The following is a 12,694-nucleotide window of genomic DNA, read 5'->3' as shown; positions in this document are numbered from 1 at the left end:
AGCGGTGAGCTGCCGGACACGTGCTCTGCTACTCGCCGCCGCGGAGGGTGAACAGCGTCGCCTCGAGCTCGTCGGGCTTGACCAGCACGTCGCGGGCCTTGGAGCCCTCGGACGGCCCGACGATGCCGCGGCTCTCCATGAGGTCCATGAGCCGGCCGGCCTTCGCGAACCCGACGCGCAGCTTGCGCTGCAGCATCGACGTCGACCCGAACTGGCTGGTGACGATGAGCTCCACGGCCTGCAGCAGCAGGTCGAGGTCGCCGCCGATGTCCTCGTCGATCTCCTTCTTCTCGCCACCACCACCGGCGGTGAAGACCTCTTCGCGGTACTCCGGCTCGGCCTGGCGCTTGGTGAACTCGACGACCGCCTCGATCTCGGCGTCGGTGACGAAGGCGCCCTGCACGCGCATCGGCTTGCCGGCGCCGATGGGCATGAAGAGCGCGTCACCCATGCCGATGAGCTTCTCGGCGCCCGGCTGGTCGAGGATGACCCGGCTGTCGGTGAGGCTCGAGGTCGAGAACGCCAGCCGCGAGGGCACGTTGGCCTTGATCAGGCCGGTGACGACGTCGACCGAGGGGCGCTGCGTCGCCAGGATCAGGTGGATGCCGGCCGCACGCGCCTTCTGGGTGATCCGGACGATGTGCTCCTCGACGTCCCGCGGCGCCACCATCATCAGGTCGGCGAGCTCGTCGACGATCGCGAGGATGTAGGGGTAGGGGCGGTAGACCCGCTCGCTGCCGGGCGGGGCGGTGATCTCGCCCTTCTCGACCTTGCGGTTGAAGTCGTCGATGTGCCGGACGCCGGTGGAGCGCATGTCCTGGTAGCGCTGCTCCATCTCCTCGACCAGCCAGGCCAGCGCGGTCGCCGCCTTCTTGGGGTCGGTGATGATCGGCGTGATCAGGTGCGGGATGCCGTCGTAGGGCGTGAGCTCGACCATCTTCGGGTCGACCAGGATCATCCGCAGCTGGTCGGGGGTGGCCCGCAGCAGCAGCGAGGTCAGGATCGAGTTGACGCAGCTGGACTTACCCGCACCGGTGGCGCCGGCGACGAGCAGGTGCGGCATCTTCGCCAGGTTGGCGCAGACGAAGCCGCCCTCGATGTCCTTGCCGAGCCCGACCAGCATCGGGTGCGGGTCCTGCTTGGCCGCCTGCGAGCGCAGCACGTCGCCGAGGCTGACCTTCTCGCGGTCGGTGTTGGGCACCTCGATGCCGACCGCGGACTTGCCCGGGATCGGCGCCAGGATGCGGATGTTGTCGTTGGCGACCGCGTAGGCCATGTTCTTGGTCAGCGCGGTGATCTTCTCGACCTTCACGCCCTGGCCGAGCTCGACCTCGTACCGGGTGACCGTCGGGCCACGGGTGAAGCCGGTGACGGCGGCGTCGATGTTGAACTGCTCGAGCACGCCGCTGATCGCCTCGATGGCGACGTCGTTGGCCTTGGACCGCGCCCGCGGCGGGTCGCCCGGCCGCAACGTGGAGAGCGCCGGCAGCACGTAGTCGCCCTCGACCGGCTGGATGGACAGCTGCTCGGGCTCGGTGATCGGCGGCAGGTCCTCCGGCGGGGAGGTGCGGTCCTCGACCGGCCGCCGGACGGCCGGCGGCACCGGCGGCGGGGACGCCAGCACGGTGTGCTCGGGCTCGGTGGTGCGGGTCGCCTCGGGCGCCTCCGCGTAGGCCCCGTGGTCGATGGGCCCCGTGGTGAGCAGGTCCTCCGACAGCGAGGCGCGGCGCCGGCGACCCTTGGGCGCGGGCTCCTCGTCCTCCTCGTCGTCGTAGTCGTCGTCGGCGTACTCGTCGTGGTCGTCGCGGCCGAGCAGCCGGTCGGTGAGCTCGCGGACGCGCTCGGGGATCTGGTGCACCGGGGTGGCGGTGATCACCAGCAACCCGAAGAAGGCCAGCAACCCGAGCAGCACGACGGTGACCACCGAACCGACGCCGGCGGCCAGCGGCGTGCCGACGGCCCAGCCGACGAGCCCGCCGGAGCCCGGCTGCCCGGCCTCCGGCACCGCGGGGGTGCCGACGACGTGGGCGATGCCGAGAACCGAGGCGACGGTGCACAGCCAGCCGATCGCCAGCCGACCGCGCGCCTCCGGGCGGGGGCCGCGCCGGAGGAGCCGCAGGGCGGCGAAGAAGAGGACGACGGGCAGCACCATCACCAGCGAGCCGATGATCCAGCGCACCCCGTCGGTCAGCGCGGCACCGACCGGCCCGATGCCGTTGCTCCAGGCAGCCGCGCCGAGCACGATCGCCAGCCCGAGGACGGCGAGGCCGACCCCGTCGCGCCGGTGCTCGGGAGCCAGCGGCTCGGCCTCCTCCGGCCGGGCGACGGACCGGGCCAGGCCTCCGGCGCCGCGAGCGAGCAGGTTCCAGCCCCCGCTGGCGATGCGCCAGACCGAGCCACCGGACGACGGCTTCTTGCGGGCCGGCTGCCGCCGGTTGGGCGCCCGCTTGGCGGCGGGCCGCTTCTTGCTCGCCGCCGTCGATCCCGATCGGCTGCGGGTGGCGGCCGGCCGGCGGTTCGGCGTGGTGCGGGCAGGCATGCGTCAGACCGTAAGCCCGGGGCGGCCTCCCGGCGGGCAGGCCGGATGTCGTGTCCCACGCACCGCCGTCCCATAACGTCACACGCATGAGCACCCCGCTCCCCCATGGCAGCTGGCCCACCCCCGTCACGTCCGAGCTCGTCGTGCGGGCGGCGGCCCGTCTCGGGGAGGTGGTCGTGGACGGGGACGACGTCTGGTGGGCCGAGTCGCGCCCGGCCGAGGGCGGTCGCACGGTGCTCGTGCGGCGCACCCCGGACGGCGTGCTCACCGACGCGCTGCCGGCGCCCTGGAACGCCCGCACCCGGGTGCACGAGTACGGCGGTGGCGCCTGGACGGTGTCCGACGGCGTCCTCTGGTTCACGAACTTCTCGGACCAGCGGCTGTACCGACTGGCCCCCGGCGACGGCTCCCCCGTCGCGGTGACCGCGGAACCCGAGGTCCCGAGCGGCGTCCGTCACGCCGACCTGGCCGTGGTCGCGGACGGCGTCCTCGCCGTCCGGGAGACGCATCCCGCGTCCGGCGCGGCCGCCGACGTGGTGAACGAGATCGTGCGCGTGGGCCACGACGGCACCACCGAGGTGCTCGTCTCCGGTCCCGACTTCGTCTCCGACCCGCGGCTGGCCCCCGACGGGGTCACGCTGGCGTGGCTGCAGTGGAACCACCCGGACATGCCGTGGGACAGCGCGCAGCTCGTCGTCCGTGCGGCCGACGGCACCGACCACGTCCTCGCCGGCGGGCCGGGCGAGTCCGTCGTCCAGCCGGTCTGGAGCGAGGACCTCGCGCTGTGGTGGATGAGCGACCGCACGAACTTCTGGTCGCTGTACCGGAAGCCGCCGCACGAGGAGCCGCAGCTCGTCGTGGACGTCGGGAGCGACATCGCCGGGCCGCAGTGGGTGTTCGGCCAGTCGCGCTACGCCCTGCTGGCCGACGGTCGCATCGTCCTGGCCTACGGCCGGGCCGGACGCGACCGCCTGGCGGTGCTGAGCCCCGGCGGCGAGCCCCGTGAGCTCGACCTGCCCTACGGCACGTTCCGGTACCTGACCGCCCAGGGCACGGCTGTGGTCTGCGTCGCCGGTGGCCCGGCGAGCGAGCCGGTGGTCCTGCGGGTCGACGTCGACAGCGGCGCGGCGGAGGTGCTGCGGCCGGCGCGGGACCTGGAGCTGGACCCGGCCTGGTTCTCCCGGCCCGAGCACGTCACCTTCCCGACCGAGGACCGCGGCACCGGGATCGGCGTCGCCCACGCCCAGGTCTACCCGCCGGCGAACCCGGAGGTGACGGCCCGGGAGGGGAGCCTCCCGCCGCTGGTGGTCGTGGTCCACGGTGGCCCCACCGCGGCCGCCGTCCCGGTGCTGAACCTGGAGATCCAGTACTGGACCTCCCGCGGGTTCTGCGTCGCCGACGTCGACTACCGCGGCTCCGTCGGCTATGGCCGCCGCTACCGCGACGCGCTGCAGGGCCGGTGGGGCGTCGTCGACCTCGACGACGTGGTCGCGTGCGCGCGCTTCCTCGCCGACGCCGGCCGCGTCGACCCCGCTCGGATGGCGATCCGCGGCGGGTCGGCCGGGGGCTACACCACGCTGGCCGCGCTCTCCATGCGCCCCGGGGTCTTCACCGCCGGGGCCAGCCACTACGGCGTCGCCGACCTGGGCGCGCTGGCCGCCGAGACGCACAAGTTCGAGTCCCGCTACCTCGACGGCCTGGTCGCGCCGTGGCCCGAGGGCGCCGACGTCTACGCCGAGCGCTCACCGATCAACCACGTCGACACCCTCGACACCCCGCTGGCGGTGTTCCAGGGCGACGAGGACGCCGTCGTCCCGCCGTCGCAGGCCGAGGCGATCGTCGCGGCGCTGCGGGACAAGGCGGTGCCGCACGCCTACCTGCTGTTCCCCGGCGAGCAGCACGGCTTCCGCAAGGCGGAGAACATCCGTGCCGCGCTGGACGGGGAGCTCTCCTTCTACGCCCAGGTGTGGGGCTTCGACCTGCCGCCGGGCGAGGCGATCGAGCCGATCACCGTGGTGCGCTGACCCAGAGCGGCGGCGGCCCACGTCCAGCCGTCCTGGCTCACCGCAGGGGGTCCTGGCTCAGCACCGGTCCTGAGCCAGGACCCCTGTCGACCAGGTGACCTGATCAACAGGGGGCCGGAGGTCAGACCTCCAGCACCGTCGGGATGATCATCGGCCGGCGGCGGTGCTTGTCCGACACCCACTTGCCGACCGTGCGCCGGATGATCTGCGACAGGCGGTGGGCGTCCACGTCGTCGTCGGCGAGCGCCCGCTTGAGGTTGTCCTCGACCAGTGCCAGCACCTCGTCGAAGGCCGCCGGGTCGTCGGAGAAGCCACGGGTGGACAGGTGCACCGGCCGCACGATCGTGCGCGTGGACGGCTCGATCACGACGGTCAGGGAGACGAACCCCTCGTCCCCGAGGATGCGGCGGGCCTGCAGCGACTCCTCGCCGACGTCACCGACGTTGAGCCCGTCGACGTAGACGTCGCCGATCGGGACCGAGCCGACGATCGAGGCCTTGCCGTCGACGAGGTCCACGACCACGCCGTCCTCGGCCAGCAGGATCCGGTCGGTCGCCATGCCGGTCTCCTCGGCGAGCACGGCATGCGCCCGCAGGTGCCGCCACTCCCCGTGCACCGGCATGAGGTACCTCGGCTTGGCCACGTTGAGCAGCGTGCGCAGCTCGCCGGCGGGGGCGTGCCCGGAGACGTGCACCCGCGCGGTCTCCTTGTGCACCACGGTGGCGCCCAGCCGGGCCAGCCCGTTGATCACCTTGTAGACGGCGGTCTCGTTGCCCGGCACCAGCGAGGAGGCCAGGACGACGGTGTCCCCGGCCTCGATGGTCACCTGGTGGTGCTCGCCGCGCGCCATCCGGCCCAGCGCCGACAGCGGCTCCCCCTGGGATCCGGTGCTGACCAGCACGACCTGCTCGGGCGGCATCTTCGCCGCGTCGTCCAGCGAGACCATGAGGCCGGGCGCCACGCGCAGCAGCCCCAGGTCGCGGGCCACGCCCATGTTGCGGACCATCGACCGGCCCACCAGCGCCACCTTGCGGCCGTGCTTCTCCGCGCAGTCGAGCACCTGCTGGATCCGGTGCACGTGGCTGGCGAAGCTGGAGACGATGAGCCGCTGCGAGGCGCGCGCGAAGACGTCGTCGAGCACCGGCCCGATGGACCGCTCGGGGGTGACGAAGCCGGGCACCTCGGCGTTGGTGGAGTCGGCCAGCAGCAGGTCGATGCCCTCGACGCCGAGCCGGGCGAACGCCCCCAGGTCGGTCAGCACGCCGTCGAGGGGCAGCTGGTCCATCTTGAAGTCACCGGTGTGCACGAGCAGGCCCGCCGGCGTGCTCACGGCGACGGCGAGCGCGTCGGGGATCGAGTGGTTCACCGAGATGAACTCGCAGTGGAACGGCCCGGCGAGGTGGTCGTCACCGGCGGCGACCTCGACCAGGGTCGCGTCCAGCCGGTGCTCGCGGAGCTTGGCGGCCACCAGCGCCAGCGTGAACCGGGAGCCCACGAGCGGGATGTCCTCGCGCAGCCGCAGCAGGTACGGGATCGCGCCGATGTGGTCCTCGTGCCCGTGCGTGAGGACGACCGCGGCGATGTCGTCGAGGCGGTGCTCGATGACGCCGAAGTCCGGCAGGATCAGGTCGACGCCGGGCTGCTCCGCCTCCGGGAACAGCACACCGCAGTCGATGACGAGCAGCTTGCCGTCGAACTCCAGCACGGCCATGTTCCGGCCGATCTCGCCGAGACCGCCCAGCGCCATCACCCGCAGCCCGCCCTCCGGCAGCGGCGGGGGCGCCTTGAGGTCCAGGTGGGGCTGGGTGGCCTGTCCACTCACGACGTCGTCGCCTCTCAGAGCTGGACCCCGCCGGCGGCGAGGTCGGCGCGCAGCTGCGCGATCTGTTCGGGGGTTGCGTCGACCAGGGGCGGTCGCACGGGGCCGGCCGGGAGGCCGAGCTCGCGCAGCGCCGCCTTGGTGAGGATGACGCCCTGGGTGCGGAAGATGCCGGTGTAGACCGGCAGCAGGCTGTCGTTGATCTCGCGGGCCTTGACCAGGTCGCCGCTCTCGACGGCGGCGGCGAGCTCGACCAGGCGGGGCCCGACGACGTGCCCGACGACGCTGACCATGCCGACGCCGCCCAGCGCGAGGATCGGCAGGTTCAGCATGTCTTCGCCGCTGTAGTAGGCGAGGTCGGTGCGGGCCATCGTCCAGGCCATGGCACCGAAGTCGCCCTTGGCGTCCTTCACCGCGACGATCCGCGGGTGCTCCGCGGCGCGCACGAGCGTCTCCACCTCGATGGGCATCCCGGTGCGGACGGGGATGTCGTACAGCATCACCGGCAGGTCGGTGCTGTCGGCGACCGAGGTGAAGTGGCGCAGCAGGCCGGCCTGCGGGGGCCGGTTGTAGTACGGCGTGACGACGAGCAGACCGTGGACGCCGAGCTCCGCGGCCGCGCGCGCCTTGTCGATCGAGTGCGCGGTGTCGTACGTCCCGACGCCGGCGACGACCGTGGCCCGGTCCCCGACGGCGTCCAGCACCACCTCGAGGACGGCGCGCTGCTCGGCGTCGCTGATCGTCGGCGACTCACCCGTCGTCCCGAAGACGACCAGCCCGTCGTTCCCACCCCGGTCGACCAGGTGCGCGGCCAGCTCCTGCGCTCCGGACAGGTCGATCGACCCGTCCTCGGCCAGCGGGGTGACCATCGCCGTGAGGAGGCGCCCGAACGGCCGGGCGGGGTCGGTGGTCATGAGGAGAATCTACCCAGCGGAGGGAGCTGATCCCCTCACGTACTCCGACACCGCGAAGCGCAGGCCGTCCGACGCCGACACCGACCAGCCCTCGGCCGGCGTGCGCGCCGTGCGCACCCACCTCCCGTCCAGGGCCGGCGCCCAGGTGTCACCGTCGACGGCGACGTCGACGTCGGTGACCACCAGCCGGTCGGCGTGCGGCAGGAACGCGGCGTAGACCTCTCCCCCGCCGATCACCCAGCACGACGGGTGCTCGGCCAGCACCTGGGAGACCGAGTGCGCCACCAGCGCCCCCTCGGCCGACCACCGCGGATCCGACGTCAGCACGACGTTGACCCGGTGCGGCAGCGGGCGGAAGCGCTCCGGCAACGACTCCCACGTGCGCCGCCCCATCACCACCGTCGACCCGGTGGTCAGCCGGCGGAAGAGCGCGAGGTCCTCGGGCAGGTGCCAGGGCAGACCACCGTCGGCACCGATGACGCCACCCCGCGCCTGCGCCCAGATCAGCGCCACGCCGCTCCGCCCCGCTGGCGAGCTCGCCGGGCCGGTCACACCGCCACGGCCGCCCGGATCGCGGGGTGGTGGCGGTAGTCCCGCACCGTGAAGTGCTCGTAGGCGTAGTCGAACAGCGAGGGCGCCGGCGCCAGCTCCAGCGTCGGGAAGGGCAGCACCTCGCGGGAGAGCTGCTCGTTCACCTGCTCGACGTGGTTGCGGTAGATGTGGCAGTCGCCGCCGACCCAGATGAACTCGCCGGGCTCGAGCCCGACCTGGGCGGCGATCATCCGGGTGAGCAGCGCGTAGCTGGCGATGTTGAACGGCACGCCGAGGAACATGTCGGCGCTGCGCTGGTAGAGCTGGCAGGAGAGCTTGCCGTCGGCCACGTAGAACTGGAAGAACGCGTGGCAGGGCGCCAGCGCCATCTCGGGCAGGGCGGCGACGTTCCAGGCCGAGACGATCATCCGGCGGGAGTCGGGGTCCGTGCGCAGCGTGTCGAGCAGGTTCGCGATCTGGTCGACGTGCCCGCCGTCGGGGGTGGGCCACGACCGCCACTGCACGCCGTAGACGGGGCCGAGCTCGCCGTCGGCGGACGCCCACTCGTCCCAGATGGTGACGCCGTTGTCCCGCAGCCAGCTCACGTTGCTGTCGCCGCGCAGGAACCAGAGCAGCTCGACGGCGATCGACCGGAAGTGCACCTTCTTCGTCGTCACCAGGGGAAACGTCTCGGACAGGTCGTAGCGCAGCCGCTCGCCGAACAGGCTCACCGTCCCCGTGCCGGTCCGGTCCTCCTTCGGCGTCCCCTGCGCCAGGATGCGCCGCAGGAGGTCCTCGTACTGGGTGTCGATCGGGGCTGCCACGACCCCGAGCCTACGGCGACCCGCCGGCACCGGGCTGCGACCGCAGAACACCCGCCCCAGCCGTCGCGCGGGGCTCAGCCCTCGGTGACGAAGGGGCTCGCCGCGACCTCGGTGCCGTCGGTCAGCCTGCTGATCCGGAAGTCGCCGAAGACGTTGGCGGCCACGCGCTGGAGCTCGCGCAGGCAGGCGATCGCCAGCTCGCGGAGCTCGACGTCGGCGTGCTCGCTGGCCCGCACGGCCACGAAGTGCCGCCATGCCCGGTAGTTGCCGGTGACGACGATGCGGGTCTCGGTGGCGTTGGGCAGCACCGCGCGGGCGGCCTGGCGCGCCTGCTTGCGGCGCAGCGTGGCGTTCGGCACGTCGGCGAAGCGCTCCTCCAGCTTCTCGAGCAGTTCGGTGTAGGCGGCCGCGGCCGCGTCGGTCGCCGCCAGGAACCGCTCGTGCAGCTCCGGGTCCCCGGCGATGACCGCGGGCTCCACGACGGCGGCGTCCGGCTCGGGCACGTAGCGCTGGGAGAGCTGGCTGTAGGAGAACTGCCGGTGCCGCACCAGCTCGTGGGTGAGCGACCGGGAGACCCCGGTCAGGTACATGCTCACCGTCCCGTGCTCGAGGACGGCGAGGTGCCCGACCTCCAGGATGTGCCGCAGGTAGCCCGCGTTGGTCGCGGTGGCGGGGTTGGGCTTGTCCCAGGACTGGTAGCAGGCCCGGCCGGCGAACTCGGCGAGCGCCTGGCCGCCGTCGGCATCGGTGTCCCAGGGGACGTCGGCGGGTGCGGTGAACTGCGTCTGCGCGATGACCTGGACGCGGAGCGGCGCGATCTCTGGCACCTGCCGAGCCTACGGCGGGCCGCCGGGCAGACTGGGCGCGTGGATTGGTGGCGCCCGCTGCTCGCCGTCGCCGGCGGCCTGCTCCTGGTGTGGCTGCTGCTCCTGGCGGCCCTGTGGCGCACGCGCCCGGACGGGCTGACCGTGCGCGACGGCCTGCGCCTGCTGCCCGACGTCGTCCGGCTGGTGCGCCGGCTGGCGGCCGACCGCGCCCTGCCCACGGGGCTGCGGCTGCGCCTCTGGCTCCTCCTGGCCTACCTGCTCTCCCCGGTCGACCTCGTGCCCGACGTGGTGCCGGTCCTCGGGTACGCCGACGACGTCGTCGTCGTCGCCTGGGCGCTCCGCTCGGTGGTGCGCCGGGCCGGCGAGGACGCCGTGGCCCGGCACTGGCCCGGGGAGCCGGCGGGTCTGGCGGTGGTGCGCCGGCTCGCCGGACTCACGCCGGGACCGGCAGGACCCCGAGAGCCCGGCTGAGGTCGGGCGCCAGGTCCCCCCGGCCGGCGACTGCGACGGCGTCGAGCGCCATCCACCCCGCCATGAGCCGCAGCTCGTCGGCCAGCTCGGTGGCGACCACCCCGCGGTCGACCCCCTCCTCGGCGTGCGCGGCCTGCACCCGCAGGACGCCGGCCTTCCGGTCGGCCTTGAGGTCCACGCGGCCCACCAGCCGGTCGCCGAGCAGGAAGGGCAGGACGTAGTAGCCGTGCACCCGCTGCTGCGCCGGTGTGTAGATCTCCAGCCGGTAGCGGAAGCCGAAGATGCGCTCCACCCGCGGCCGCTCCCACACCAGGGAGTCGAACGGGCTGAGCAGCGCCCTGGCCCGGATCCAGCGGGGACGGCGCGCCGCGGGGTCCAGCCAGGCCGGGCGTCCCCAGCCGGCCACCTCGACCGGCAGCAGCTCGCCGGCGTCGGTCAGCTCGCTGATCGCCGTCCGGGCGTCGGCGGGCGTGAGGCGGAAGTAGTCGCGCAGGTCGGTCTCGGTGGCGACGCCGAGCGCCCGGGAAGCCGTGCGCACGAGCTCCCGCACCGCCTCCGGCCGCTCCGGCGTGGGTGCGCCGAGGACTTCGGCCGGCAGGACCCGCTCCGGCAGGTCGTAGACGCGCTCGAAACCCGCCGTCCGGCGCGACGCGGTGAGGGCGCCGGTGAAGAACAGGTACTCCAGCGCCCCCTTGCCCGCGTGCCAGTTCCACATGCTGCCGGGCCGGTTCGGCCGCTCCTCCTGGAGCTCGCTCGCCCGGAGGGGCCCGTCGCGGCGCACCCGCTCCAGCAGCGAGGCGACGTACTCCGGTCGCTCCCGGTGGACCCGCGTCATGCTGCCCCACGCCTCCTGCTGCACGGCGGCCATGCGCCAGCGCAGGAAGGGGTGCAGGCGGACGGGGAGGAAGGACGCCTCGTGCGCCCAGTACTCGAACAGGTCGTGCCGCCGGTTCGCCAGCCCGTCGAGAGCCTCGCGCGGGTAGGGCCCGAGCCGGCTGAAGGCGGGGAGGTAGTGCGAGCGGGAGAGCACGTTCACCGAGTCGATCTGGACGACGGCCAGCCGCTCGGTGAGTCGGCGCAGCTGCCGCGTGCCGACAGCGGCGACCGGCCGTGGCTCGGCGAAGCCCTGGGCGGCCAGGGCGATCCGCCGGGCGAGCGCGGCGGGCAACCGTTCGACGGGTGTCACGCCCGAGGATCCTGCCCGCCCGGTACGACACCCGCCGAACCGGCCGGCGCCCCTACGCTGCCCGGGTGACCTCGAACCCCTTTCCCCGGCTCACGGGCTCCGCGGACGTGTCGGTGCGGCCGGCCCGGGCCGAGGACGCGGCCGCCATCGCGCGGGTGCAGGGGGTCACCTGGCGCACCGCGTACCGCGCCGTCCTACCCGCGGAGGTCCTCGACGGGTGGGACGAGGCCACGGTCACCGAGGCCTGGCGCTCTGCCGTCACCGCCCCGCCGTCGGTGGGACACCGGGTCCTGGTCGCCGTCGAGCAGGGGGCGGTCGTGGGCTTCGCGGCTGTCGCCACCGGACCGGAGACCGCGGAGATCAGCACGCTCCTGGTCGAGCCGCGGTGGGGCCGGCGCGGCCACGGCAGCCGCCTGCTGGCCGCGGTCACCGATCTCGCCGCCGCCGACGGCACCGCCCGCCTCGAGGTCTGGCTCGCGGAATCCGACCGGGCGTCCGCCGACTTCTACGAGTCGGCCGGCTGGGCGCCCGACGGGTGGGCGCGCACGCTGGACACCGGCGAAGCACCTCTGCGGGAGCTGCGCTGGCACGTCGTGCTGGACGAGGAGGACACGGATCGATGACCTTCGACGGTTTCCCGGACGAGGGGCTGGTCTTCTACGAGGGGCTCGAGGCCGACAACAGCAAGGCTTACTGGACGGCGCACCGCACCGACTACGACGACCACGTCCGCGCGCCGATGACCGCCCTCGTCGAAGAGCTGGCGCCCGAGTTCGGGACGGCCAAGGTCTTCCGCCCGTACCGCGACGTCCGGTTCAGCCACGACAAGACCCCGTACAAGACCCACCAGGGCGCCGTCGTGAACCCGGAGGGACGCGGCGCCGGCGCCTGGTACGTCCAGATCTCCGCCGACGGGCTGTCCGTGTCGGGCGGCTGCTGGCGTCTGGAGTCCGACCAGGTGGCGCGGTACCGGCGGGCGGTGGCCGATCCGGTGCAGGGGCCCCGTCTCGAGGCCGAGGTGGCACGGCTGCGCGCGGCCGGCTGGGAGATCGAGGGAGACCGCCTGGTGCGCGTCCCGGCCCGGTACTCGGCCGCGGATCCCCGCATCGAGCTGCTCAAGCACAAGGCGCTGCATGCCACCCGCCGGTGGCCCCCGGAGGACTGGCTGCACACGCGGGAGGCCGTCGACCGGGTCCGCGCCGCCTGGCGGGACCTGAGCCCGCTGAACGCGTGGCTCGCCGACAACGTCGGCGCCACCACGAGGGAGCCCCGCCCGCGCCGCTGACCGGGACGGGCGACCGGTGGCTCTGCCGACCCGACGACGGACCGCTCAGCGGAACCCGGGCAGTGGGCGCGCGCGGTCGGCGGAGGGTCCGGGGAACGACGAAGGGGCCCCAGCACGAATGCTGGGGCCCCTTCGGGAATGGTTGTCCGGCGGCGTCCTACTCTCCCACCCCGTCTCCAGGGCAGTACCATCGGCGCTGAGAGGCTTAGCTTCCGGGTTCGGAATGTTGCCGGGCGTTTCCCTCTCGCCATGGCCGCCGTAACTCTGTGAACTT

The 12,694-nt window shown here is 73.5% G+C and carries 11 protein-coding genes and 1 rRNA gene; 4 read left to right on the top strand and 8 right to left on the bottom strand.

What is annotated here, in order from left to right; translation table 11 throughout:
• Positions 1-28 precede the first annotated feature (28 nt).
• On the bottom strand, positions 29-2,539 hold the full coding sequence (locus tag ACI79S_RS13640) for a DNA translocase FtsK 4TM domain-containing protein (RefSeq protein ID WP_456593979.1): 2,511 nt from the start codon (positions 2,537-2,539) through the stop codon (positions 29-31).
• 86 nt (positions 2,540-2,625) lie between these two features.
• On the opposite strand from ACI79S_RS13640, the gene ACI79S_RS13635 reads away from it, so the two are divergent.
• Positions 2,626-4,563, top strand: a complete 1,938-nt coding sequence (locus ACI79S_RS13635) for a prolyl oligopeptidase family serine peptidase (RefSeq protein WP_456593978.1) — start codon at positions 2,626-2,628, stop codon at positions 4,561-4,563.
• A gap of 121 nt (positions 4,564-4,684) precedes the next feature.
• On the opposite strand, the gene ACI79S_RS13630 is transcribed toward ACI79S_RS13635, so the two are convergent.
• From ACI79S_RS13630 to thyX, 5 genes are all read right to left on the bottom strand, one after another.
• Positions 4,685-6,385 (bottom strand): ribonuclease J, encoded by a 1,701-nt coding sequence (locus ACI79S_RS13630; RefSeq protein ID WP_456593977.1) that lies wholly within the window; start codon positions 6,383-6,385, stop codon positions 4,685-4,687.
• Between the two features lie 14 nt (positions 6,386-6,399).
• Positions 6,400-7,296, bottom strand: a complete 897-nt coding sequence (dapA, locus tag ACI79S_RS13625; protein ID WP_456593976.1) for a 4-hydroxy-tetrahydrodipicolinate synthase — start codon at positions 7,294-7,296, stop codon at positions 6,400-6,402.
• Positions 7,297-7,305: 9 nt separating this feature from the next.
• Complete coding sequence (locus ACI79S_RS13620) at positions 7,306-7,809, bottom strand: dihydrofolate reductase (protein WP_456593975.1); 504 nt, start codon at positions 7,807-7,809, stop codon at positions 7,306-7,308.
• 35 nt (positions 7,810-7,844) lie between these two features.
• On the bottom strand, positions 7,845-8,651 hold the full coding sequence (locus ACI79S_RS13615; protein WP_456593974.1) for a thymidylate synthase: 807 nt from the start codon (positions 8,649-8,651) through the stop codon (positions 7,845-7,847).
• A gap of 74 nt (positions 8,652-8,725) precedes the next feature.
• On the bottom strand, positions 8,726-9,478 hold the full coding sequence (gene thyX, locus ACI79S_RS13610) for an FAD-dependent thymidylate synthase (protein ID WP_456593973.1): 753 nt from the start codon (positions 9,476-9,478) through the stop codon (positions 8,726-8,728).
• A gap of 39 nt (positions 9,479-9,517) precedes the next feature.
• Here thyX and ACI79S_RS13605 point away from each other — a divergent pair, with 39 nt between their 5' ends.
• Positions 9,518-9,949 (top strand): DUF1232 domain-containing protein, encoded by a 432-nt coding sequence (locus tag ACI79S_RS13605; protein WP_456593972.1) that lies wholly within the window; start codon positions 9,518-9,520, stop codon positions 9,947-9,949.
• On the opposite strand, the gene ACI79S_RS13600 is transcribed toward ACI79S_RS13605, so the two are convergent.
• Entirely contained in the window at positions 9,912-11,135 is a 1,224-nt protein-coding gene (locus tag ACI79S_RS13600) for a winged helix-turn-helix domain-containing protein (protein ID WP_456593971.1), read from the bottom strand. The two genes, ACI79S_RS13605 and ACI79S_RS13600, sit on opposite strands and share 38 nt — an antisense overlap.
• Positions 11,136-11,200: 65 nt before the next feature.
• Here ACI79S_RS13600 and ACI79S_RS13595 point away from each other — a divergent pair, with 65 nt between their 5' ends.
• Both ACI79S_RS13595 and ACI79S_RS13590 read left to right on the top strand, forming a co-directional pair.
• Positions 11,201-11,758, top strand: coding sequence for an N-acetyltransferase family protein (locus ACI79S_RS13595; RefSeq protein WP_456593970.1), 558 nt, complete (start codon positions 11,201-11,203; stop codon positions 11,756-11,758).
• Positions 11,755-12,420 (top strand): DUF2461 domain-containing protein, encoded by a 666-nt coding sequence (locus ACI79S_RS13590; protein WP_456593969.1) that lies wholly within the window; start codon positions 11,755-11,757, stop codon positions 12,418-12,420. The genes ACI79S_RS13595 and ACI79S_RS13590 overlap by 4 nt, the downstream gene beginning before the upstream one ends.
• A 144-nt stretch (positions 12,421-12,564) precedes the next feature.
• Here the strand turns inward: ACI79S_RS13590 and rrf are convergent.
• Positions 12,565-12,681, bottom strand: a 5S ribosomal RNA gene (rrf, locus tag ACI79S_RS13585).
• Between the last annotated feature and the right edge of the window lie 13 nt (positions 12,682-12,694).

It is taken from the genome of Blastococcus sp. SYSU DS1024, from assembly GCF_054050795.1.
This window is presented reverse-complemented; position numbering and strand designations above follow the sequence as displayed.

Excerpts from the sequence above, each read along its gene's own strand:
- ACI79S_RS13640 (WP_456593979.1), bottom strand. The coding sequence starts at position 2,539 with ATGCCTGCCCGCACCACGCCGAACCGCCGGCCGGCCGCCACCCGCAGC.
- ACI79S_RS13635 (WP_456593978.1), top strand. The coding sequence starts at position 2,626 with ATGAGCACCCCGCTCCCCCATGGCAGCTGGCCCACCCCCGTCACGTCC.
- dapA (WP_456593976.1), bottom strand. The coding sequence starts at position 7,296 with ATGACCACCGACCCCGCCCGGCCGTTCGGGCGCCTCCTCACGGCGATG.
- ACI79S_RS13590 (WP_456593969.1), top strand. The coding sequence starts at position 11,755 with ATGACCTTCGACGGTTTCCCGGACGAGGGGCTGGTCTTCTACGAGGGG.